At 45.1% G+C, this 22,846-nt stretch carries 20 protein-coding genes and 1 pseudogene; 10 read left to right on the forward strand and 11 right to left on the reverse strand.

Going from position 1 to position 22,846, the window contains the following annotated elements:
• From QUB39_RS28640 to QUB39_RS28650, 3 genes and pseudogenes are all read left to right on the forward strand, one after another.
• A partial coding sequence (locus QUB39_RS28640; RefSeq protein ID WP_333212893.1) for a group II intron maturase-specific domain-containing protein occupies positions 1–933 on the forward strand: 933 nt, incomplete at its 5' end.
• A gap of 176 nt (positions 934–1,109) precedes the next feature.
• Positions 1,110–1,817 carry a transposase gene (locus QUB39_RS28645; protein ID WP_333054554.1) on the forward strand — a complete coding sequence of 236 codons (708 nt, stop codon included), beginning with the start codon at positions 1,110–1,112 and terminating at the stop codon, positions 1,815–1,817.
• A 237-nt stretch (positions 1,818–2,054) separates the two neighbouring features.
• A pseudogene (locus QUB39_RS28650) lies at positions 2,055–2,204 on the forward strand (IS4 family transposase); the annotation flags it as partial.
• A gap of 236 nt (positions 2,205–2,440) precedes the next feature.
• Here the strand turns inward: QUB39_RS28650 and bioB are convergent.
• The 4 genes from bioB to QUB39_RS28670 all read right to left on the reverse strand — a co-directional run bounded on the left by bioB (position 2,441) and on the right by QUB39_RS28670 (position 6,836).
• The gene (gene bioB, locus QUB39_RS28655) at positions 2,441–3,484 is read right to left on the reverse strand and encodes a biotin synthase BioB (protein WP_333054415.1); all 1,044 of its coding nucleotides are present in this window, start codon (positions 3,482–3,484) and stop codon (positions 2,441–2,443) included.
• A 17-nt stretch (positions 3,485–3,501) separates the two neighbouring features.
• Positions 3,502–4,806: an adenosylmethionine--8-amino-7-oxononanoate transaminase gene (bioA, locus tag QUB39_RS28660; protein WP_333054416.1), complete on the reverse strand. Its 1,305-nt coding sequence runs from the start codon at positions 4,804–4,806 to the stop codon at positions 3,502–3,504.
• Between the two features lie 215 nt (positions 4,807–5,021).
• The gene (locus QUB39_RS28665) at positions 5,022–6,434 is read right to left on the reverse strand and encodes an adenylate/guanylate cyclase domain-containing protein (RefSeq protein ID WP_333054418.1); all 1,413 of its coding nucleotides are present in this window, start codon (positions 6,432–6,434) and stop codon (positions 5,022–5,024) included.
• Between the two features lie 249 nt (positions 6,435–6,683).
• The gene (locus QUB39_RS28670; RefSeq protein ID WP_333054555.1) at positions 6,684–6,836 is read right to left on the reverse strand and encodes an adenylate/guanylate cyclase domain-containing protein; all 153 of its coding nucleotides are present in this window, start codon (positions 6,834–6,836) and stop codon (positions 6,684–6,686) included.
• A 599-nt stretch (positions 6,837–7,435) separates the two neighbouring features.
• On the opposite strand from QUB39_RS28670, the gene QUB39_RS28675 reads away from it, so the two are divergent.
• Positions 7,436–8,185 carry a class I SAM-dependent methyltransferase gene (locus QUB39_RS28675; RefSeq protein WP_333211220.1) on the forward strand — a complete coding sequence of 250 codons (750 nt, stop codon included), beginning with the start codon at positions 7,436–7,438 and terminating at the stop codon, positions 8,183–8,185.
• A 150-nt stretch (positions 8,186–8,335) separates the two neighbouring features.
• Positions 8,336–9,694 carry an FAD-binding oxidoreductase gene (locus QUB39_RS28680; RefSeq protein ID WP_333211222.1) on the forward strand — a complete coding sequence of 453 codons (1,359 nt, stop codon included), beginning with the start codon at positions 8,336–8,338 and terminating at the stop codon, positions 9,692–9,694.
• A 149-nt stretch (positions 9,695–9,843) separates the two neighbouring features.
• On the opposite strand, the gene QUB39_RS28685 is transcribed toward QUB39_RS28680, so the two are convergent.
• Both QUB39_RS28685 and QUB39_RS28690 read right to left on the reverse strand, forming a co-directional pair.
• Positions 9,844–10,230 carry a hypothetical protein gene (locus QUB39_RS28685; RefSeq protein WP_333054423.1) on the reverse strand — a complete coding sequence of 129 codons (387 nt, stop codon included), beginning with the start codon at positions 10,228–10,230 and terminating at the stop codon, positions 9,844–9,846.
• A 434-nt stretch (positions 10,231–10,664) separates the two neighbouring features.
• Positions 10,665–11,555 (reverse strand): ABC transporter permease, encoded by an 891-nt coding sequence (locus QUB39_RS28690; RefSeq protein WP_332952239.1) that lies wholly within the window; start codon positions 11,553–11,555, stop codon positions 10,665–10,667.
• Positions 11,556–11,707: 152 nt separating this feature from the next.
• Here QUB39_RS28690 and QUB39_RS28695 point away from each other — a divergent pair, with 152 nt between their 5' ends.
• Complete coding sequence (locus tag QUB39_RS28695) at positions 11,708–12,079, forward strand: hypothetical protein (protein WP_333054425.1); 372 nt, start codon at positions 11,708–11,710, stop codon at positions 12,077–12,079.
• Positions 12,076–12,498, forward strand: a complete 423-nt coding sequence (locus QUB39_RS28700) for a putative toxin-antitoxin system toxin component, PIN family (protein ID WP_333485216.1) — start codon at positions 12,076–12,078, stop codon at positions 12,496–12,498. Before QUB39_RS28695 ends, QUB39_RS28700 begins: the two co-directional genes overlap by 4 nt.
• Before the next feature lie 80 nt (positions 12,499–12,578).
• Here the strand turns inward: QUB39_RS28700 and QUB39_RS28705 are convergent, their stop codons facing one another.
• Both QUB39_RS28705 and QUB39_RS28710 read right to left on the reverse strand, forming a co-directional pair.
• Entirely contained in the window at positions 12,579–13,109 is a 531-nt protein-coding gene (locus QUB39_RS28705; RefSeq protein WP_333485217.1) for a hypothetical protein, read from the reverse strand.
• A 33-nt stretch (positions 13,110–13,142) separates the two neighbouring features.
• Positions 13,143–13,643, reverse strand: a complete 501-nt coding sequence (locus QUB39_RS28710) for a hypothetical protein (protein WP_333485218.1) — start codon at positions 13,641–13,643, stop codon at positions 13,143–13,145.
• A gap of 419 nt (positions 13,644–14,062) precedes the next feature.
• On the opposite strand from QUB39_RS28710, the gene QUB39_RS28715 reads away from it, so the two are divergent.
• Entirely contained in the window at positions 14,063–15,469 is a 1,407-nt protein-coding gene (locus QUB39_RS28715; protein WP_333485219.1) for an NB-ARC domain-containing protein, read from the forward strand.
• Positions 15,470–15,647: 178 nt separating this feature from the next.
• Positions 15,648–16,235 (forward strand): Uma2 family endonuclease, encoded by a 588-nt coding sequence (locus tag QUB39_RS28720; protein WP_333054430.1) that lies wholly within the window; start codon positions 15,648–15,650, stop codon positions 16,233–16,235.
• 263 nt (positions 16,236–16,498) lie between these two features.
• Here the strand turns inward: QUB39_RS28720 and QUB39_RS28725 are convergent, their stop codons facing one another.
• The 3 genes from QUB39_RS28725 to QUB39_RS28735 form a co-directional block, all read right to left on the reverse strand.
• Positions 16,499–17,521, reverse strand: a complete 1,023-nt coding sequence (locus QUB39_RS28725) for an ABC transporter ATP-binding protein (RefSeq protein WP_333054556.1) — start codon at positions 17,519–17,521, stop codon at positions 16,499–16,501.
• A 597-nt stretch (positions 17,522–18,118) separates the two neighbouring features.
• Positions 18,119–18,307, reverse strand: a complete 189-nt coding sequence (locus QUB39_RS28730; RefSeq protein WP_015175516.1) for a hypothetical protein — start codon at positions 18,305–18,307, stop codon at positions 18,119–18,121.
• A 313-nt stretch (positions 18,308–18,620) separates the two neighbouring features.
• Positions 18,621–19,544: a histone deacetylase gene (locus tag QUB39_RS28735; protein ID WP_333054432.1), complete on the reverse strand. Its 924-nt coding sequence runs from the start codon at positions 19,542–19,544 to the stop codon at positions 18,621–18,623.
• A gap of 396 nt (positions 19,545–19,940) precedes the next feature.
• Between QUB39_RS28735 and gyrA the strand changes: the two genes are divergently transcribed.
• Positions 19,941–22,637, forward strand: coding sequence for a DNA gyrase subunit A (gene gyrA, locus QUB39_RS28740; protein WP_333211234.1), 2,697 nt, complete (start codon positions 19,941–19,943; stop codon positions 22,635–22,637).
• The last annotated feature ends 209 nt before the right edge of the window (positions 22,638–22,846 follow it).

Genomic DNA, 22,846 nt, shown 5'->3' on the forward strand with positions numbered 1-22,846 from the left:
ATCAATAAGAGAGATAAACGAGCATCCCTAAGCTTAATCCGATACGCCGATGACTTTGTGATAATGCACAAAGACATTGACGTGGTAACAACCTGTCATCAGATAATTGCGGAATGGTTAGGTGACATTGGCTTAGAATTAAAGCCAAGTAAAACAAAATTAACCCACACCCTCAATGAATACAATGGAAATGTTGGGTTTGAGTTTCTAGGGTTCCACATACAACAACATAAGGTAGGTAACTACCGAAGTGCCAGAAGTACAAATGGAATACCACTAGGGTTTAAGACGTTAATCACCCCTTCACAGCCAAAAATTAAAGCTCATCTCTCACGAATAGCTGAAGTAATAAACATTCATAATACCGCCCCACAAGCTGCTTTAATTAGTCGGCTGAATCCAATAATTAGGGGTTGGTCAAATTATTACTCTACAGTAGTAAGTAAGGAAATATTTGGAAAAGTAGATAACCTTACTTACGACAAATTAAGAGCCTGGGCAAAACGACGGGGAAAAGGTAGCATCAACAAAGACAAATACTGGCGTACAGTAGGCGACCGAAATTGGTGTTTCAGCACAGAAGACGGTTTAGAGTTATCCCAACACTCAGCAACGCCAATAGTGAGGCACGCAAAAGTAAAAGGCAACTCAACACCCTATAATGGCGACTGGATTTACTGGAGCAAAAGACGCGGAGAATACCCTGAAACACCAACGAGAGTGGCAACACTTCTTAAAAAACAAAAAGGTAAATGTACCCACTGTGGTTTGTACTTCACACCTACAGACACTGTAGAAGTTGATCATGTCCAACCCCGCTCCCTAAGTGGTAAGGATGAATATATAAACCTCCAACTTCTACACAAACATTGTCACGACACAAAAACGGAAAATGATGGCTCCTTCAAGGGCTACAATGATAACCCGTTTTAAATTGTACCCATAAAAAGGGTGAAGATATCAAGGAGCGGAATGAAGCGAAAGTTTCACGTTCCGTTCTGAAGGAGAGGTAGGGGTAGAAATGCCCCTATCGACTCTAACTACCTGAAACACAAGGAAGTTGGGCATTACCCCTGCTCCATGAAAGAATTAGTAGTGGGTCTTCACCCATACTTCAAGCAGCTTCTCAACTCAAACTTGTCTGTGAACATAGTGTCAACCCAGTTTTAGCAGTTTTAGATCGAGAATATGGCAATGCAACCTGGGTTTTAGCACAAGCAGATATTCAAGCTGATTGCTTAATCAGAGTCCGAAAAAATGCCTGCTTATGGTCAGCACCACCAGCCTATAGTGGTCGTGGTAGACCGCACAAGCACGGGCAAAAAATGAGACTCAATGACCCAACCACATGGCCTGAAGCGGATACTGCGATTGAAATTGACGAAGATCCAGAGTTGGGACAAGTCCGAGTCAGACAATGGATTGACTTACATTTTTATCGTGCCCCTGAACAAAAAGTCAATTTAATCCTCGTTGAAAGAATGAAGCCCATGTCAAACGGTCAACCATTTCCACCCTTATGGTTAGCTTGGGTGGGAGAACGAACTCTACCTTTAGAAACTGTTTGGTTTAAATATTTGCGACGCTTTGGAGTCGATCATTGGTATCGATTTGCGAAGCAACGATTGCATTGGACATTGCCTAATTTGAGAACCCCTGAACAATCCGAGCGTTGGAGTGATTTAATGCCATTGATGAGTTGGCAACTCTGGCTGGCCAGAGATTTAGTAATCGAGAATAGACTTCTGCAGGCAATCTGCTACTATCAATTTAACCCCTGGACGTGTTGCCCAATCAATGTTTTCGCTTTTGGTTGACATTGGGACTCCAACAAAAATCCCTAAACATAGGGGAAAATCCCCCGGTTGGGAAAAAGGAAGGGTACGAACTAAGGCACCGTGCTATCCCACCGTTAAAAAACGGGTTTCTCGACGTAAAAAGTCTTCAAGATTAGCTATTTAATCTTCTACTTTTTGAGTTTTTGAGCAACAGCTTGCCTGAGATTCAAAGGTGGCTACTTTTAGCTGCGCTCATTTTTTAGTCTAAACTACAGTGAAAATCGAGATTTAGGTATTGTTAAATCTCAACGAAAGCCCAATGTTAAGTTAATTGTTGCACCTTTCCCTGATCGACAGCGAGGCTCCGATCGATATTTCTTTGAAACATCTTCTCAAACCCCCTTGACAACTGCCATACAAGCTTAACTTGTTACCAATGTGCTGTGCCTAGATTGTGAACCTTCTTTTTTTACTGTTACCCCGATTTATTGAGCGGATACCATTAAGTTATTTATTTTTCATTCCTTACGGCTGACGCATTTGCTACCTCAGAAATCCGGTTTTTATCCGCCCATGCGTAAACATGAAATATAGATATTGGGTAGGGACACGGCACTGCCGTGTCCTACTCTATTTCATCTGATTGAAAACTGGTGTAAGAGTTACACAGCCAGGGTTTTTTGTTCGGATTTGGTAACTGCTGAATCAACTTCTAAGAGAGAACCTTCGGGGGATTCGATCGCAAATCCCGCATCTCGAATCATGTCCCAATCTTGATGGGCAGCTTGTCCGGGAGTTGTCAGATAATCGCCAACAAAGATAGAATTAGCAGGGTAAAGGCCGAGAGGTTGCAGCGATCGCAAATGCACTTCTCGTCCCCCAGCAATCCGAATTTCTTGACTGGGAAGCAAAAATCGGAACAAACAGAGAATTCGCAAACATTGGCGGGGATTTAACCTGTTCACCTCTGCAAATGGCGTTCCGGGAATTGGAATGAAAAAGTTGACCGGCACGCTAGTAACGCCCAAGTTGCGAAGCGAAAGTGCTAAATCGATCGCATCATCATCCGATTCGCCCATCCCCAAAATTCCGCCGGAACAAGTTGTGATACCCGCTGCTTTTACGTGTTCGACGGTTTCCACCCGATCGCCAAAAGTGTGAGTCGTGCAAATGTCCGAGTGATATGATTCGGAAGTATTGAGATTGTGATTTACGCGATCGACTCCAGCTTTAGCCAAACGATGAGTTTGTTCCTCGCTCAACAATCCCAAACAAGCACAAATTTTCAGGTTATAATTTGCCTTCACAGTCTCAACAGCATCCAAAACGCGATCGAAAGTAGATGCGCTAGGTTGGCGGCCCGAAATCACCAAACAAAACGTACCTGCTTTTAAATCTGCGGCGCGTTGGGCCGCATCCAGAATTTTCTCCTTAGCTAAAAGCGGATATTTCTCAATTTCCGCAGTCGAAATTTTTGACTGAGAACAATAATGGCAATCTTCAGGACAAAGGCCACTTTGAGCATTTAACAAATAGTGCAGCCTGACTCGGTTTCCCCAGTAGTGGCGGCGCACCCGATAAGCTGCGTTTAGTTGTTCCAGCAAAACCTCATCCGGTGCGCGCAATACGGCTAAAGATTGCTCGCGAGAGAGACATTTGCCCGCCAGCGCGTCGTCAGCCAAATCGTTCCAATTGGGTAAATTCATTACTAAAATTAAAGGGTTTACAGAGTATCCAAAACCTGACGAATCACCCGATAAATCGATTCTAGTTCATCAGGAGAAATGCAGTAGGGAGGCATCAAGTAAAGCGTATTTCCCAAGGGGCGGAGCAAAAACCCCGCTTCGAGAAATCTGGCTTTCAATACAGGAGCAATGTCATTAAAATAACCGGAATCGCTTTCCGTTTTCACATCCATTGCTACGATGGTGCCACAAGTCCGAATCCGTTCTAGTTTAGGATGATTTCTCAGCCATTGATTCAGATATTTGTGGTGGAGTTTTTCCATCCCTTGATACACATTTGGGTTTTGCTCCAAAAGCTCCAAGGATGCTACACTCACCGCACAAGCTAAGGGATTTCCGGTGTAAGAATGACCGTGAAAAAAAGCTTTGTCCCATTCATCTCGCCAGAAAGCTTGATAAATATCCTCCGATGCCATTGTGACAGCAATTGGCAAACAGCCACCAGACAATCCTTTAGACAAACACAGGATATCCGGTGAAGTTGCAGATTTAACCGAGGCAAACAGTTCGCCCGTGCGCCCAAAACCCGTCATTACTTCATCGTAAATCAACAATACATTAAACTGGCGGGCAAGTTGTGCGATCGCCTGCAAAAACTCAGGGCGGCACATTCGCATCCCCCCAGAACCTTGCACCAAAGGTTCGATAAAAATTCCCGCATAGCCGCCCTGCTTTAACAAAAACTCCAACTTCTCTAAACTCGCCGCCTCCTTGCTTTCCACCTCCTCATCGCCGTTAAAAGTCGCGGGAAAAGGAACAACATCCCCAGCAAACATTAAAGGTGCAAAAGATTCCCACCACAGCGAACTTCTGCCAGCCGACATCGCGCCCACAGTATCGCCGTGATAACCTCCCTCAAAACTAATAAAGCTAGTGCGATTAGTTTCTCCGATATTTTGCCAATATTGAAATGCCATTTTCAGAGCAACTTCAACAGCAGTCGAGCCGTTATCAGAAAAGAAAATCCGCGTTAAAGAAGCAGGCGTATGAGTTAGCAATTTATTCGCAAGTTTCTGGGCAGGTTCGTGAGTAAATCCGGCAAAAATTACGTGTTCTAACTTTTGGGCTTGTTCGTAAAGAGCCTCAGCGAGAACCGGATGGCTGTGCCCGTGAACTGTCACCCACCAACTAGAAATGCAGTCGAGAATTTGCCGCCCGTCTGCTAATTCCAGCACCGCTCCTTTGCCGCGAATTACCTTCAGTGGCGGGGCAGCCGTTTTCATTTGCGTGAAGGGCTGCCAAATCGGTGAATTTGAAGAATTCTGTTCCTGATTCGCAGTCATTTTTGCCCCGATTACTAATATTAACCTGCCTTTTAATATAGCAATAATAACGACCTTATGAACTTTTTATTTTTGATTCTTTCTTCTTCTCTTCCTACGTGTCCTTAGCGTCTTCGCGGTTCGTTCAAAAAAAATCTAGTTTGGTGTCGAGGGCGGCTGCGCTGTAACGTCTGCCGCCATCTCACTTATTCCCGGGCGATGGTTAAAATTGTCAGTTACAATTTTCGACCTTTCAGCAAATAAGTTGTCATAGCTCCTTTGCCTTTAACATTAATTTTACCGCGCTTTTCCAACAAATACTTATCGCACAGCAATTCATAAGTTGAGTTGCTAACTTGAATTTTACCCGGAAGTCCCTGAGATTCCATGCGGCTTGCTGTATTTACAGCATCTCCCCACAAATCGTAAATAAACTTTTTAGTGCCGATGACACCTGCTACAACAGGCCCAGTATTAATGCCAATGCGGATATTGAGAGGTTTACCGCATTCGTCGCGGAATTTCATAATTTCTTGCTGCATTTCCAGGGCCATTTCGGCAATAGATTCGGCGTGATTTGTACAGGGAAGCGGCAAACCGCCTGCTACCATATAATTGTCGCCGATCGTCTTAATTTTTTCTAAGCCGTATTGTTCGCTTAAGCGATCGAAAGATGAAAATATTTTGTTAAGCAACTCGACTAATTCTTCAGGAGATGTGCGCGAAGATATTTCGGTAAAGCCCACAATATCAGCAAACAAAACCGTAACTTCGGCAAATCCGTCCGCAATATTTATCTGACCTTGTTTTAGGCGATCGGCAATCATTACTGGTAATATATTTAGTAATAAACGTTCCGACTTTTCTTGTTCGGCGCGCAATACTTCCTCAGCTTGTTTCCGCTGTGCAATTTCCTGGTATACTCGGTGAAACATTTGATTGAAGGCGACCATGAGTTCTCCCAACTCGTCATCCCGCTTGACAGACAGAGAGTAGAAATCAGGTTGTTCTCGATCTTTGCTCAAAGCGTCTCCAGCAGCGATCAAGTCATCGCGCAATCTCAAGATAGGTGAAATTACTGTCAGCCCTAAAAACAACATAGTCACAGAAGTGACAAAGGCTGATATAATGATGACTAGAACAGCAATCCGTCCGATAAATGCGTAGAGTTCCGGCTGGACTGTGGAAGCATCGTGGCGAACAATTAAGATGTAATCGCCTCCCAAATGTCGCTCCGTCCAAGCAATATCGTACCTCTTGCCATCGAAATTGTGATTGTGAACTATGCGAGATTCTTTTAGTTGCTCTAAACTGATTTCTGGGGGTTCGCCAAGTGTATATATTAGTTCACCGTTAGTTTGGTAAATAGATAGTCCTAAGACTACTTGAGAATCCTTAGTAATATTTTTTACTTCTTCTTGCAATAAAGTGCGATCGGAAATATCTTGTTGGAGCACAAACTCTAGGGAATCAACAGTCGCCCGAGATACCTGTTCCAGTTGGCTTAAAAGTTCATTTTCTCGTCGAAAATAAGAGGGAACTAAAATAATTCCTTCTATGACAAGAATGCTAGCAAATACCCACAAAGCTATTTGCCTAGACAAGCGAGATTGGAAAAATTTCAAGAATGATAAAATCGGCAAGGGCATAAAATTTACTATTTGGCAAATGGCTAATGTAGGACATAGGAAAAAAACCGGGTTTCTGGTAATCAATTTTGGGTTGTCAACGAAGCAACCGCGCAGAAACCGGGTTCTCACATCCCCTGTGTAATTCCTGTAATAGTCCGCCGTCAGCAGTCAGCAGCGACTAACTGTTAGTTCTTGGCTGCTTGCTGCTGACTAATGACTGATCGCTCTCGACTAACTAGCAGACCCCTTCATAATATAATAAACAAATTAAACCGAAACGGCGCTGACTAGCCTGCCTGCAAGCAGATAAGTATTCATATAGCCCTTGCCTTTGATGTGAATAATTCCTCTGTTTTCAAACAGATACTTATTTTGCAAGATATCGTAAGTTGATTGTGTGACTTGAATCGCGCCTGCAATCCCGTCAGGATGGAGGAAAGCTCAGACATACTTGCCATCGCTCTCCCTACGCCGACACCAAATAAAATTGTCAAAGCAAGGAGAATTTGTTTGTAAACTAATTGGCTGATGGCAGCCCGACTGCGAGAAATCAATTGGCGCATGGTATCCTCAAGTCTGAGGTTTAATCTTTATTTCAATTTATTCACTACTAACATAACACTGCTTGTTCAAAGTTTTTTGCTGGCGTCCGGGGTAAAGCAAGACTCTCTGGCTGTAACGGAGGATCAATCGATTTTTGATTTTTGATTTTTGATTTTACATTAAAGAATTGAAGCATTGACTTGCGCGAGATAAATACGTTCGGCAAGTTTCATCGGATACAGGTTTTTTATTTCTGGACAGATGAATCACGTGGCGGGTATCGTGGATGCTTTCGGTTAATTATTGTTTACCACGAGTGTTTGGCTTATCCGTAAAAATACGCATAACTATATAGCGGTTTTGTGTTGAGTGAAGTACAGATGATCGGGTAAGGACAGGGCAGTGGCTTGTCCCTACTTCCGCACTTTTTGCTCTATTTCAGTTAGGATAGCAATTGTAGTCTATGGTTGACGATCGTGAATTCTGACTCTACTGCCTCACCTGGGCGCAACGAAATTTTTCCGGGAGAAGTTTTCGTCAATACTGCCAATTTTGATACCGGCATTCGGCGACTTTTACCTAAATATGACGAAATGCTGGATGTATTAGCAGGCTGCATTGCTAATACAAACGACGGCATTTTAGAACTAGGCTGCGGTACGGGGGAACTCACTTTAAAAGTTCTCAAACTCTACCCGTCTGCGGAAATAGTTGCTGTCGATTACTCGCCGCGAATGCTTGATTTTGCCCGCGCCAAAATTGAGTCTGCAGGATACGCAGCCCGGTGGACTGGCATAGAAATGGATTTTGGAGAATGGGCAAACAATCCAAATTTCTCAGGCTTGGGCGATAAATTCAATGCTTGCATTTCATCTCTGGCAATTCATCATCTTGAGGATGACATTAAGTTAAAATTGTTTCAACGGATTCGCGAAAGTTTAAATGCTGGTGGCTGTTTTTGGAATGCCGATCCTCTTTTAGCAGAATCAGCAGCAATGAAAGATATTTATCAAGCGGCGCGAGAAGATTGGGCGCTAAGTCAGGGGGAAACATTAGCACAAATTCGCGCAAATGTGGGGAAGAGTGTCTCTTACGGATATTCTAATCCCGATCGCCTAGCTACACTTTCGGCACAGTTGGAAATGCTGGTAAAAGCTAGATTTGACACTGTTGCAGTGCCTTGGAAATACTACGGTATGGCGGTGTTTGGGGGATTTGTTAATTGAAAAAAGCAGTCTTGGAGGCAATTGTCGCGATTCAATCGACTTGTAAGGTGCGTCAGGCTGAGGATGTGCGCGAAATAATTAGGGTTTGCGTCTAACGCACCCTACTGGCTTTTATAAAATATATAATACTGTCAGGATTGAGGAAACAAAATGACTGCAACTGCGATTCAAAGTATTGACTGGGATGCTTTTTCTTCGGAACTATCGGGAATCGAAATAATTAGCGATCGCGCGCAAGTTGTCAAGCTATCTCAAGACTATTATCACTTCAGTCCTGTTTTGCAACCTCTCTTAAGTGATAAAACAGGAGATTTAGTAGTTCGTCCCGCCAGCGAAGCCGAAGTTTTGCGGATTGCTGCAGCCTGCGTCAAATCCAAAATTCCGCTAACTGTTAGAGGTGCAGGAACGGGCAATTACGGGCAGTGTATTCCCCTCAAGGGCGGCGTCATTTTAGATACCAGCAAAATGAACAGTATCCGCTGGATAAAACCGGGTTTAGCTTGCGTAGAACCAGGGGTGAAAATGTCGGTTTTCGACAAACAAGCGCGAGAAACTGGTTGGGAATTGCGGATGGTTCCCTCAACCTATCGCACCGCAACGATTGGGGGATTTATCGGCGGCGGTAGCGGGGGAATTGGTTCGATAACTTACGGGCAATTGCGCGATCGCGGAAATCTTCATGCCGTTCGAGTCGTTACAATGGAAGACGATCCCCGCGTCATCGAATTGCGCGGCGATGAAGTGCAAAAAGTCAATCACGCTTACGGCACAAATGGGATTATTACTGAGTTAGAAATTCCCCTCGCCCCTGCTTATCCTTGGGCGGAAATCATCGTCGCTTTTGACGATTTTATGACATCGGCAAACTTCGGTCAAGCTTTGGGCGATGCTGACGGAATTATCAAAAAACTAATTTGTGTTTGTGCTTGGCCGATTCCTGCTTATTTTGCTGCTTTCCGCGAGGAGATTCCTGAAGGTAAGCACTGTGCTTTGTTAATGGTAGCTGAATCTTGTCTGGAACCGCTGCAAGATTTGGTGGGCGAATATGGCGGCACAATTTGCTATCAAAAAAACGCGCAAGCAGCGAGCAAAGGTGCAGCCATTGCTGAATTTACTTGGAATCATACAACTCTACACGCTCGCAGCGCTGACCCGTCTCTGACTTATTTGCAGACGCTTTTTCCCGCAGATAAAGGTTTGAAATTGATTGAGGAACTGTATAATTATTATGGGGATGAGGTGATGATGCACTTGGAGTTTTTGCGGATGAATGGCAGGGCGATCGCTGCGGCTTTGCAAATAGTTCGCTACACTACGGAATCACGGCTCAATGAAATTATTCGCTATCATGAAGAGCAAGGCGCACTGATTGCTAATCCTCACACTTATATATTGGAAGATGGAGGGATGAAAAGTATTAATGTGGAACAGTTGCAGTTTAAAGAGTTGGTCGATCCTTACGGTTTGCTTAATCCGGGTAAAATGCGGGCGTGGTTGGAACGGGATTAAGGGGGATGGTTTTTAGATCGTTCGGCGGTTGAAACCGCTGCTAGACAAACGAAGTCCGCCTACGCGGACTAATAAATAAAGATTAAAACTTGGCGGTTGAAACCGCTGCTAGACAAACGAAGTCCGCCTTCGCGGACTAAGAAATCAATTTAAGGGACAGGGGCGGTAATTTCTGTAGGTGCGATCGCCCCTGGTGTAGGTACTGCTTGCTTTTCCAGTAGTAGGCGCTGTTTGTTCCGAAATTCTGCGGCCGCATCGTTTAAATTTTGGCGCTGTTCGGTAGTAAATTCTTCCATGCTGCGGCCGCCTCCCAATCTGGATCTGTGAATTAAATCCAAGATTGCGCTTCCGTTGCTGTCGCCGGAAAATGGATCGGTATTGTCTTGAGTTTGAAAGTCTTGCAGCGGTTGGGCATTATTTAAACCGCTGGCTTGAGCGAAGCTTGCTTGAGGGGAGAACAGAGCACAGGATGCGATCGCGCTTGCAGCAATCCCAATCATCAATTTGCCGGATTTGGAAGTTTTGGTGTTCATCATTTATTAGTTGAATCTTCAAAAAAACAATTCTATCTAAACAATATTCTGACTTGTGACTAAATATTATATTACTTCGCTGGGGCTAAGGACAGGGCAATGCCTTTCGTCGTGTCAACTTAAGCTTTTAGTCCGCCAGTCCTCTCGCTTACCCAAGAGTCCGCCAGGGAATGAATTCCCTGTCTCATAGCGAAAGTCCTCTGAAAGAGGACTGAAGAAGTCATTAGTCCTATCGCTTACCCGGCAGTCCGCCAGGGAATGAATTCCCTGTCTCATAGCTAAAGTCCTCTGAAAGAGGACTGAAGAAGTCATTAGTCCTATGCAAGAGGACTTTCGCTTGGAGGCTGTTGTTTCAACCCCTGACGGACTATCGGTTTTAGCTTAAGTTGACAGGACGAAAGGCATCCTAGAATTGACGGTGCAGGTGAAACATCGCCCTAAGCAAACCGGCGTCGCAGCAGCGGTTGAATGCTCAGCAGCGCCACCAAATCAAACGCCAGCAGCACTAATAGCGCTCCTCCAAAGGTGACAGTACCCCAAGGAGCCTGCATCACGACACTCGCTAGCGACCAATCGCTGTGCAGGTACAGGTAGCGGATGGGTTCGATCGCATAACTCAGAGGATTGAGAGTCACCACAACTTGCAGCCACTCTGGCATAAATGACAGCGGCGCGAGGGCTGTGCTGGCAAATAACAGCGGCAAGTTAGTAACAAAAATTACCGCTATTAATTCTACGTGGCCGGGGAGAGCGAAGGCTAAACCCAGACTCAAGCCGGTGACGCCCAAAACTAATAGTAGGACAATTAGGGCGATCGCCCCTAGTCCGGCAATTCCGGGGAATCCCGCGCCCAAGAAGGCGCCCGCTGTAACGATTGTGCCGGTTTGAATAAAGCTGAGGGTGACGATAAAAATAGCCGAAGCCAGGACTATCGAAAATCTGGAAGCCAACGGCGCGACTAACAAGCGGTTGAGAAATCCGAACTCGCGATCGAACATAATCGGCAAACCAGCATTCAGCGCCCCGGCAAAAGCTGTAAAAACGATTACACCAGCGCCCAGAAATTGTCCGTAATTCTGGCTTTCGCCGAACAAGCCGGCGGGTGCATTTTCAAACAGAGCTCCGAACAAAACCAACCACATCAGGGGCTGAATAATGCCTGCAACTAGCGTGGAGGGGCGGCGCTGCAATTGAATAAACAGGCGCTTGGTTAAGGCGAGTGTTTCTTGGATGAAGTCGCCCAGCAGGGAACTGGAAGTGTCAGCGGATGCCGTGGAGAGTGGCCGCTGCTGGTTGAGGTTGTTGGGGGATGTAACAGTACCGCTCATAATTGCTTGCGCTGATTTTGATTAAATCTAACTCTCTTTACAGTAGCAAGTCTGGAGGTATTGGTGGTGTTGGGCGGGCGATCGGTCTAAAATTGAGAATAAGCTCATCAAATATGCTAAATAAAAACTTGATTTATTAGGAGGATAAAGCTATGTCATCAAGGGCGATCGCCACTTTGGTTAAAATCATGGAATCTTTGCCAGAAACTCTTCAAGATAGAGTTGTTGAACACCTGCGAGAATACATTCTGAAATCAAATATTACTATTCCTGTCAACCCCGACGGTAAGTTAGAAATTCCCGCTGAGATTGAAGCTCAACTGAAGCCTGGGGATCGATATGCAGTTACAGTTACAGGAGATAGTATTGTTTTTCAGAAGGTAACAGGTTTTGACTGGGAGGAATGGGAACGGCGAATAGAAGCAGCGAGTCCAGATCCTGATGAGTTAACAATGGAAGAAATTTGCGAACTTGTGCGGGAAGTGCGTCGGGAGAAACGTTCTGAAAAAGAGTCGCACAAATGAAAATTGTAGTGGATACTAATATCTTTGTGTCAGGCTGGCTGTGGGGAGGTATCCCAGCTCGTTTATTCAGATTAGCTCGAACTCGTAAACTCATAATTTGTGCTTCTGAACCAATACTAGCAGAATTAGAGAATACTTTGAACAAACAAAAACTCCAGGCGAGATTACAGTCTTTGAGTTTTACCGTTAATGGTTTAATGAGCGGAACACGAGAGTTAGTGGAGATTTATCCGATTTCCACTATCAACGTGCCTGAGTTACGAGATGCTAATGACAATATGATTTTAGGAACTGTGATCGCTGCTGATGCTGATGCAATTGTTACGGGCGATCTGGATTTGTTAGTGTTGCAGGAATATGAGGGGATTCCTATTGTTACGGCTAAGGAATTTTTGGAGCGTTATTTTCCAGAAAACTAGGGGGCGATCGCACTTGGTTTAAGTAAGGGCGATCGCAGACTTACAACTTAGCATTCCCAGGTTACGCAGTCAGAAGGCAGTTATGGTTTAGCAGCTTTTACCACATTCTCAACCATTTTAATCGCCTCTTTGATTGCAATTTTACCGCTTTCTACGGCCCTAATTAAATCCTGAGCGTCTTTCGGGCTAATTAAATCGAGCCTGACGGGTTCTTTCAACGAAACAATAAATTTAGTTTTATCGCTGTCTTCCAGCTTAGAGGCTCTTTCTTTGGCTTCAACATCTCTTAGCTGTTCTTTTAAGTTTTTAAGCATTTCTGCTTGTTTTCCCTGGTCAAAAGTGCCATCAAATAACATTCGTTTTACCCCTACAAGAGCAGCAGCACCTAAAGCTGCACCGCCAACAACTAATCCTACGGGAGGTGCAACGGCTATTAACCCAAATAATACAGATCCACCACCGAAAGCTGCCGCCGCCGCACCAGCACCGGCAGCCCCCACCACACCAATGCCAATATCTCCTAAAATCCCTAATTTATCATGTGGGTTTTTTTCCAGTTGCTCTATTGACTTCAGAATTTGCTCTTTGGTTGGCGTTTTATTTGCAGACATATTAGACCTCAATTTTTTTGCTAATTTAGGCAGTTAAGCAGTGATGACGTTGCGAAAAATTGTATTGAAAACGTCTATCAGTAGTTGAAAAAATGCTTTGGCAATCTCAATAATGTTTTGAGCAATTCCAATAATTCCATCAGACACCTCTTTGCCTCGATCGAGTCGGTGGCCTGCTATTGCACCAATTGGGATACCCAGCGCTGTTGCCAAAGGTTCTAATAACGGGCCGACAAATGGTATCGAACTTGCCAAAATTCTTACAGCGACACCAACAGCAACCCCTATAACTAAATTGGGATGCGCTTTGACAAATTCTATAATTTTAATCAGGAGAATTTTGCCGATAAGTAAAACTTTGTTAGCAGCTTTTTTAGTGTATGTGGCAAGTTCATGCAGCCGCATCGAGACTTCATGCGGCAAGCCGATATCATTTAACCATACATACAAGTCGCTGCTACTCATTGCATCAGCATCGACTTGCCAGAGAGCCATTTTTAAATTAGCTTGCGGTAGGGATAATGCACTAGACATGATTTCTTTCCTCTCGTAAGTTATAAATATTTGCCGAAGATTTCACGAGGCTAAAAGCGGCTAAACATTGTTCACCGATGCAGCAGCATTGCCAGCAACTTCTTTAACCGCTGGAGTAGCGGATGTAGGCACCTTTGGAGCAACTTTTTTTAACCGTTAGGGATGCACGGTGATATCTGGCCTAGTTGCGCCAGTCAGATTTACATTGTTAAAATCTTTTAGGTTGCCTAAGATTTTTTTAAAGCCCGTGATTAAATTTTAATTTAATTTTTATGTATTGGAAAGTAGGAGAATGTCACAATTTGCCCGGAGTTAATAAAATTAGCTAGCCGTTAAAAGTCATATTTTGTCCTTCTTAGCCATAAAACGTCAGAAAAAGTCTGATACAATAGATAAAACCTCCTACATTTACCCAATAAATGGATGTTCAAGAACTCTTAAGGTTGGCCGATGGCTTGGTGTTCGCTAAGACCGGCAAACGATTGGACGATCTGCAACAGGCAGTAGTACGGGGAACGTGGCAAGGTAAAAGATACTCCGAAATTTCTAAAGAGGTTCATTGTACTGAACGCCATGTCAGAAATATTGCCTCAAAGTTATGGCAAACTCTTTCAGAAATATTAGATGAAGATGTAATGAAATCAAATTTGCGCTCCACAATGGAGAGGTATGAATTTTCTAAAGTTTCAAATTTTGGTGATTTTAATTTTGTACAAAACAAAGGTAACATCAACGTTTGCACAGAAACCTCACGCCCTCCAAAAGCTCCACAACACTCACCCCCTGCACAAACCTCAAATGAAGACAACACCCAAGAGAAACTGCGACTCGATCTAAGAGATGCACCGGAGATCAAAACCTTCTACAACTACCCCAACTCACCCCTCACCGCCCTCGAAAATGCGATCGCCCGCCAAAACTGCCGCCTCCTCACCATCACAGGCATGACAGGCACCGGCAAAAGTACGATCGCCCGTCACCTCATCCCCCAAATTCAAACTCAATTCGATCGCATCATCTGGCGCAGTCTCCGCACCTCCGGGCCCCTCGAAACAACACTCAAAAATATTATTCAATTTCTCTGCGATCGAACCGATATTAACTTTTCCGACAACACCGATGCTCAATTGTCAATCCTAATAGAAACATTGCGCGAAAATCGCTGTCTCATCATCCTCGATGACGTGCAGCAAATTCTCAGCAGCGGGCAACTTGCAGGAAATTATAAACCCGGATATGAAAACTACGGAACCCTATTTAAACTCATCGGCGAAATTCCCCACAATAGCTGCTTAATCCTCAATAGTTGGGAACCTCCCTCAGACATCATCACCTTCACTGACGATAATTCAGCAGTATGTTTGTTGCAGTTAACCGGTTTAGGTGAAGCCGCAACAGAAATTCTTAGACAAAAGGGTTTGTTGGATGAAGAATACTGGCCAGAATTGATTAACCTTTATCAAAGTAATCCCCTGTGGTTAAAATTAGTCGCTCAAACCATTAACAACTTATTTGGCGGTAGAGTCTCTCAATATTTAAGCTGTCAACCAGTATTTTTAAGCGATGAATTGACACCGATATTGCAGCAGCACTATCAGCGGTTGTCGGAAATAGAAAAACAGGCGATTTCGCAACTTAGTAATGAAATCGAGCCTGTTTCGTTTACCCTATGGATGGCAAAATGTCAAGGCTCACAACGTGAATTATGTAAAGCAATTCAATCTTTAGCCAGACGGGGAATGATCGAAAAATTGAGCGGTGAAACAGAAACCATTTTCACGATTCCACCTGTGTTAAAACAGTATGTTAAAATGGTTGCAGAATAGTCTTAAATATCTATAGTCCGGGACACGCTCCGATTAAAGAAACCGGGTTTTTTACCTAATTTACGGTATGTAACTAAGTATTTCGTAAAAAAACCCGGTTTCTGGGCCACCATGCGTAAGTCCTAATCTAGCTAAATGAGAGTAAACCACGATCGCAACTCAAACCCAACCTAAACTAATGCTCACTTTCGATCGATTCATCAAGCAACTTCCAGATGAAGACGGACGTTATGAACTGGTTAATGGAGAAATTGTCAAAATATTACCAACAATCAGACTCCACGAAAATGTAGCTGATTTTATTGAAAATACGTTCCAAGACGAGGTAAAAATACTCAACCTAAATTACAGGGTATCTGGCCGAATTGTAGTCAGGACATTAACCCCGAATGGTAAAGAACAAGGCCGCCATCCTGATGTTACAATAGTAGACAAAACCCTCTGGAAATCTCAACATTTCGCCCTCTCAGCCCTAACTGAACCACCACAATTAGTTGTAGAAGTTGTCTCAACAAATTGGGAAGATGATTATATCGACAAGCTGGATGAATATCAGCGGCTGGGAATTTCTGAATATTGGATTGTCGATTATTTAGCTTTGGGTAGCAGAAACTATTTGGGCAACCCGAAAGAACCGACTGTTTTTGTTTATCTACTTGATGAAAATGGGGTTTATCAAATGACTGCTTACCGAGGAACTGAGCGAATTATATCTCGAACTTTCCCCGAATTAGCATTGACAGCAGAGCAAGTGTTGGATGTATGATATCAAATCTGCCGAAAAGATAAGGATAAAGCATTGCTCATTGGTTTTCGCTTCAACCGAAAGACCGCCAGGGAATTAATTCCCTGGCTAATAGCTAAAGTCCTCTTGCATAGGACTAATGAGTAATGATTTCTTCAGTCCTCTTGAGAGGACTTTAGCTTTGAGGCAGGGGTTTCAACCCCTGACGGGCTCAGGAAAAGAGCGTCTCGAACAGGCAAGATGCCTGTTCCACAATAATTATTGGAGAGGTTTATTAAACTAAACTACGATCGCATCGCCTGTTTTTGCTCAGCCTTCAAATCGCGGTTGCTAGCAGCAGCCAACTCCGCATCCAACAGAGTCTTACCAGTCGCAGCCAAATACACATCATCCAAACTCGGCCGAGATTGAGCAATCCCAAAAGTAGGAAGTCCCGCATCTTTTAAAGCTTGCTGAATAGTCACCAGCGCATCGCTTTGCGGTGTTACTACTAAATTGAGAGAATTTCCTTGAGCCGTATTGACAATTACTTCCTGCACAAAAGGCAAAGATTGCATCAGAGTTTTAGCTTTTTCGGCTTCTTCCATCGGCGAAAACTCCCGAATCCGCAGAGTCACCCGATCGCCCCCAACCCGATTTTTCAACTCCTCCGGCGTGCCCTGTGCAATTACCGTACCCTTGTCAATAATCGCCACGCGATCGGCCAAAGCGTCAACTTCTTCGAGATAGTGACTCGTTATCAAAACCGTAGTACCTTCCTCTCGCAAGCGGCGCAGGAAATCCCACACTACCACCCGGCTTTCAATATCGAGCCCGACAGTCGGTTCGTCTAACACCAAAACATCAGGCTGATGCAGCAATCCAGCAGCCAAATCCAAGCGTTTGCGGATACCGCCGGAATAAGTGCCCGTCTTTTTATTTTCCCACTCCTCCAAACCGAGGAGTTTCACCATTTCGTCAATCCGCCCTTTAATCGTATGGCGCGGCAAATGGTAAAGCGCTGCTTGCAGTTGCAGGAGTTCCCGCCCCGTCAGCACCTTATCGAGAGCCACTTCTTGGGCGACATAGCCTAGTCTTTGTCTAGCAATTCTCGGCTGGCTGACAGCAGAAATGCCAGACACTTCAATGCGTCCGCTATCGGGCGCACTCAAAGTACAAAGTACCCGCAGGGTTGTGGTTTTGCCTGCACCGTTGGGGCCTAGCAAACCAAATATTTCCCCCGGTTCTACCTTGAAGGAAACATCTTTAACGGCTTCTACAGTGCCGTAGCGTTTCTGAAGATTTTCAATTAAAACGGCGGGAGCCATATATTTTGGGGATGAACTGGTTGTTAATATTTTGACACTTCTGAGCTCAAATTGCCGGAATGGTCGATCGACCAATACGACTGGCTGTGCTGGTAACGATCGCACACTCCTCCTCAACCGGAAACTGCTTCTAGTTTTGATTCTTAATGCCAGTTTAAAAAATATTAACTTTATAGCGGTTTTCAACTCTGATATTCATCAGTTTTCCCACTCTCCAATCTCCCATCTCAAATCCAAAAAATTATGAGTTTTGAGTTAATTATAACTTTTCAGTTAACAACTCAAAACTCACAAGTTTTCAACAAGTAGAGATGCACCCGAAACCTGTTATTTTATAATTATCTCTACCTATAGGCTGATGTGTAGCGAGATTTTGATAATTAACACACTGGTCAAACACATCACACTTTCGAGCCAACTATTAAACACAAAAAACTTCCCGAATTGGCAAGTTCTACTTGTAACGAGTTCCCAAAAAATGTAACTGTAGGCTCGTGCTCTCAATCCCGATAGTTATCAGTCATCACCAATTCTTTAATCGAAAATCGAAAATCGAAAATGGTATTAACTCCTTTACAGAGAGTGGTTGCCAGGTCTTTAATCGACAATTTTTACCCAACCGCGGCGAACGTTGTACAGCAGTCGGTTGATGATGGCATACTCATCTTCATTCAGTGTTCTTTCTAAGAGTGCAGATCTGAGCTGTCTCCGGTCGTGGCGAGTCACGACGCTGGAGAACATGACCTGACCAAATAACTCTTCGAGTGTCATTTGGGATACTGACATGATAAACCTCCTAGTTGATTGAGACAGATAAAATTTTAACAGGCTTGTTGTATTTTTATTGTGCACTCTGGGAGTGACTTCAAAGGCGATCGAAAACATTGACACGGTGTGATTTTTTGGCTAAAAATCTGTGACCGAGACTTGGATCGGCAGTGACTTGGATCTCTTAAATTTGTGATGCTTGTCACTAAAGTCAGAGGGGAAAAGTCAGAAGTCAGAGGGAAAAAGACCATCAAGCGCGATCGCCCTCAAAAACTCTCCATCTCGTCCTCATGGCTTCTCAACCTTATTTTCCCCTATGCCAATTTTCCAGCTAATTGAGGCATCGGTCAATAGTCGCCACAACCGACTCTGCCAAATCTTTCAGTGCGTAACCCCCCTCCAAACCAAAAGCTATGCGGCGGGTGAGTTGCAGGCAGTATCCGGTGAAAGTACCGAAATCTGACGGCATCAGAGTCATACTCGCCAGCGGATCGGACGCAGTAGCGTCATAACCAGCGCTGACAATCAACAAATCCGGTTCAAATTTGGACAAAAAAGGCACGACAAGAGATTCAAAGGCGCTCAGGTATTCAGCTATGCCACTGCCGGGATAGAGGGGAATGTTCAGCACGTTGTCGTAGGCACCGCGCTCCTCGGCATCTCCCGTTCCCGGATAGCAAGGAGATTGATGCAGGGAACAGTAGGCAATTTGCCGGCAGCTTTCCACCAAAGATTGAGTGCCGTTGCCGTGGTGTACGTCCCAGTCGAGGATGGCGACACGGTTGATTCCCGGCTGTTCCAAGGCGTAGTGAGCGGCGATCGCAGCATTGGAAAACAAGCAAAAACCCATCGCGCGGGCGTTTTCAGCGTGGTGTCCCGGCGGCCGGGCCAGTACAAAAGCCGGTTCCCCCGCAACCACCACTCGATCGACCCCATCGAGCCAAGCACTCGCCGCCAGCAGCGCTACGTCGTAACTTTCAGCAGAAATCGGCGTATCACCGTCGAGGTAGCCGCCACCCCGATGAGCCAAATGTTCGATTTCTTTGATGTATCTTTGCGAGTGAACTTTTTTGATAGCCGATAACAGTTGTTGTTCGCGCTGCGCCACTGGGGTGGGCAGTTGCCACTCAATTTGATCCGCCCAGGGAGCAGCTTTCAGAGCATTGACGATCGCCGTTAAACGTTCTGGTCGCTCTGGGTGAAGCATTCCAGTCTTGTGCAGCAAGAAATCTTCGGAGTAGATGACGGGTAGCATCGGCTGATTTTAGATTTTAGATTTTAGATTTTAGATTTTTACTTAGCTTTAAGAAGGCCTTCGGTTTTGTGAAATTAAAATTTCGATCGAGTAACCATTTTAATTTCTTAGATGGCCGTCAAAAAAACTCACGAAAGCATGAAACCCGATCGCCTAAAAAAACCTTTTTAGCTTTTGCCAACTGCTGACAAAATCACCAACTGACAAATTATCAATTGTGCTGGTTTCGTCCCTTAATTTTTCTGGCAACTTTCCCATAAATTCCAAGGCAAATTGTGATATAATTTCAGGAGTAATTGGCAATATTTGGCAGCTCTACTGAATCCAAACCGATTTTATCGCATTTTTGAGATTTATAGCGGTCAAATTTAAATTTTTAACGGAGTTTTTCAACCTATGAGCACCTCTGAGTCGCGGATAATCCCGACGGATCTGGGTAATGAGATGTCCCGATCGTACTTGGAATACGCCATGAGCGTAATAGTCGGTCGGGCGCTACCAGATGCCAGGGACGGTCTCAAGCCCGTTCACCGACGCATTCTCTACGCCATGAACGAATTGGGCTTGACTCCCGATCGACCTTTCCGCAAATGCGCCCGCGTCGTGGGGGAGGTGCTGGGCAAGTATCACCCGCACGGAGATACAGCGGTTTACGACGCCCTGGTGCGGATGGCTCAGGATTTCTCCATGCGGGAACGCCTGATCAACGGCCACGGCAACTTCGGCTCCGTTGACAACGACCCGCCCGCTGCCATGCGGTACACCGAATGTCGCCTCACAGCCTTGACTAGCGACTCCATGCTGCGCGACATCGACTCGGAAACAGTTGATTTCGGCGACAACTTCGACGGTTCCCAGCAAGAACCCCTCGTACTCCCGGCACGCATCCCCCAAATTTTGCTCAACGGTTCCTCCGGGATTGCTGTAGGGATGGCCACCAACATTCCGCCCCACAATTTAGGCGAAATAATTGACGGTTTAGTAGCGCTAATTCACAATCCAGCCATTACTGACCTGGAATTGATGCAGTACATCCCCGGCCCGGACTTTCCCACCGGAGGGCAAATTCTCGGTAGAGGCGGCATTCGCGATGCTTACACCACCGGGCGCGGTTCGATTACAATGCGCGGAGTCGCCAACATTGAAACCATCGAACATCCCGGCCGCCCCGACAAAGAAGCAATTATTATCACCGAATTACCTTACCAAACAAACAAAGCAGGGCTAATTGAGAAAATTGCCGAACTTGTCAACGACAAAAGATTAGATGGAATTTCCGACATTCGCGACGAAAGCGATAGAGACGGAATGCGGATCGTGATCGAACTCAAGCGCGACGCCTATCCCCGCGTCGTCCTCAACAACCTCTACAAACAAACACCCCTCCAAGCCAACTTTGGAGCCAATATGTTAGCGCTAGTAAATGGGGAACCCCAACTACTTACGCTCTCCCAATTCCTCAATGTCTTCCTAGACTTCCGCATTGAGACAATTACTCGCCGGACTCAATACGAACTCCGCAAAGCAGAAGAACGCGACCACCTTCTGCAAGGCTTATTAATTGCCTTAGAAAACTTAGATGCAATTATTCACCTAATTCGCGCCGCTGCCGACTCCGCCGCAGCGAAACAAGAATTGATGGATAATTACGGTCTTTCTGAACAGCAATCCGACGCCATTCTGCAAATGCAGCTCCGGCGTTTGACAGCATTAGAAGCGCAAAAAATTCAGCAAGAACACGAAGAACTGCGAGCTAAAATTGAAGATTTGGAAGATATCTTAGCGCGCCGGGAACGCATCTTAGAAATCGCCGAATTTGAAGCAGTCGAAATCCAAACCAAAATCGCCACTCCTAGACGCAGCGTCATCGAACACGCCGAAGGAGAAATCGATGAAAGAGATTTAATTGCCAACGAACAAGCAATTATTCTGATCACCGAGCAAGGCTACATCAAGCGGATGCCTGTCAGCACTTTCGAGGCCCAAAGTCGCGCTACTCGCGGCAAAGCAGGCGCGAAAATGAAAGAAGACGACGGAGTAGAACATTTCCTTTCCTGCTGCGATCATGACAGCGTTTTGTTCTTCAGCGACAGGGGCGTAGTTTACTCTGTCAAAGCTTATCAAATCCCCGTCTGTTCCCGGACGGCCCGCGGCACTCCCGTGGTGCAACTGCTGCCGATTCCTATAGAAGAAAAAATCACTTCTATGGTGTCAGTCACAGAATTCACCAGCGAAGAATACTTAGTCATGCTGACTCGCGGCGGCTACATTAAGAAAACCGCACTTTCCGCTTTTGGCAACATCCGCACTAATGGATTAATCGCGATTTCTCTAGAAGAAGGCGACCAACTGCGCTGGGTGCGGAGAGCAAAAGTTGGTGACAGCATCATCATCGGTACGCGCCAAGGCATGGCAATTCATTTCCGCACCAATCACGAACAGTTGCGCCCAGTCGGCCGCGCGACGCGGGGTGTAAAATCAATGAAATTGCGATCAGGCGATGAGTTGATTAGCATGGACATTTTGCCCAGTTCAATTGTTGCCGAAATCGCTGAATTGGAAACTGAAGACTCCGAATTTGAGGGAGCTAATATTGCTCAATTAGAAACGGACGAAGCGGAATTTGAAGGGGCAGAAAGTGCTGAATTGGAAACGGAAGATGAAGAATTAGAATTGCAAGCAGAGGAAATTGAAGGCGAAGAGGTTGAAGAAATTTCGACAGTTAGCAGCGAAGTTCCTTCGGTGTTGGTAATCACCACCAACGGCTACGGCAAGCGGGTTCCTGTTTCTCAATTCCGCCTACAAAGACGGGCAGGCAAAGGATTGACGGCTACTAAATTTAAGTCGAAAAAGGGTAAGGATCAGGTAGCAGCCCTGCGAATTGTCAACGAAGATGACGAATTGATGATCATTACCAACCGAGGTATTATTATCCGTCAGGCGGTGAGTGCAATTTCTACTCAATCGCGCACAGCAACGGGTGTGCGGGTGCAGCGGTTAGATGAGGATGATTCCATCGTAGCTGTGGCTTTAGTGCCGGCTGCTGGTGAAGAATCGGCGGAAGAATCGGAATCTGAGGAAGTGGCAGAATAGTCCTAGGTTAATAGTTTGTAAGGTGCGCGCTGCGTACCTTACTGCTGAATGGTAAAAATGCGATCGCCCATACTCTGAAGTTTTCCCTCAAAAGTCAAAGATTTTTTCCGGTGAGGTAATGATGAGTCATTCGATTTTAGATTTTAGATTTTAGATTTTGGATTGACTTGCGCGAGATAAATTCGGGGGCTTGAGGATTTTAGATTTTA

It is taken from the genome of Microcoleus sp. AT8-B5 (assembly GCF_036705565.1).
In the GTDB taxonomy this organism is placed as follows: Bacteria; Cyanobacteriota; Cyanobacteriia; order Cyanobacteriales; family Microcoleaceae; genus Microcoleus.

Coding starts and splice junctions, on each gene's coding strand:
- bioB (WP_333054415.1), bottom strand. CDS start 3,484: ATGAATTTACCCAATTGGAACGATTTGGCTGACGACGCGCTGGCGGGC.
- bioA (WP_333054416.1), bottom strand. CDS start 4,806: ATGACTGCGAATCAGGAACAGAATTCTTCAAATTCACCGATTTGGCAG.
- QUB39_RS28665 (WP_333054418.1), bottom strand. CDS start 6,434: ATGCCCTTGCCGATTTTATCATTCTTGAAATTTTTCCAATCTCGCTTG.
- QUB39_RS28680 (WP_333211222.1), top strand. CDS start 8,336: ATGACTGCAACTGCGATTCAAAGTATTGACTGGGATGCTTTTTCTTCG.
- QUB39_RS28685 (WP_333054423.1), bottom strand. CDS start 10,230: ATGATGAACACCAAAACTTCCAAATCCGGCAAATTGATGATTGGGATT.
- QUB39_RS28690 (WP_332952239.1), bottom strand. CDS start 11,555: ATGAGCGGTACTGTTACATCCCCCAACAACCTCAACCAGCAGCGGCCA.
- QUB39_RS28695 (WP_333054425.1), top strand. CDS start 11,708: ATGTCATCAAGGGCGATCGCCACTTTGGTTAAAATCATGGAATCTTTG.
- QUB39_RS28700 (WP_333485216.1), top strand. CDS start 12,076: ATGAAAATTGTAGTGGATACTAATATCTTTGTGTCAGGCTGGCTGTGG.
- QUB39_RS28705 (WP_333485217.1), bottom strand. CDS start 13,109: ATGTCTGCAAATAAAACGCCAACCAAAGAGCAAATTCTGAAGTCAATA.
- QUB39_RS28710 (WP_333485218.1), bottom strand. CDS start 13,643: ATGTCTAGTGCATTATCCCTACCGCAAGCTAATTTAAAAATGGCTCTC.
- QUB39_RS28715 (WP_333485219.1), top strand. CDS start 14,063: ATGGATGTTCAAGAACTCTTAAGGTTGGCCGATGGCTTGGTGTTCGCT.
- QUB39_RS28720 (WP_333054430.1), top strand. CDS start 15,648: ATGCTCACTTTCGATCGATTCATCAAGCAACTTCCAGATGAAGACGGA.
- QUB39_RS28725 (WP_333054556.1), bottom strand. CDS start 17,521: ATGGCTCCCGCCGTTTTAATTGAAAATCTTCAGAAACGCTACGGCACT.
- QUB39_RS28730 (WP_015175516.1), bottom strand. CDS start 18,307: ATGTCAGTATCCCAAATGACACTCGAAGAGTTATTTGGTCAGGTCATG.
- QUB39_RS28735 (WP_333054432.1), bottom strand. CDS start 19,544: ATGCTACCCGTCATCTACTCCGAAGATTTCTTGCTGCACAAGACTGGA.
- gyrA (WP_333211234.1), top strand. CDS start 19,941: ATGAGCACCTCTGAGTCGCGGATAATCCCGACGGATCTGGGTAATGAG.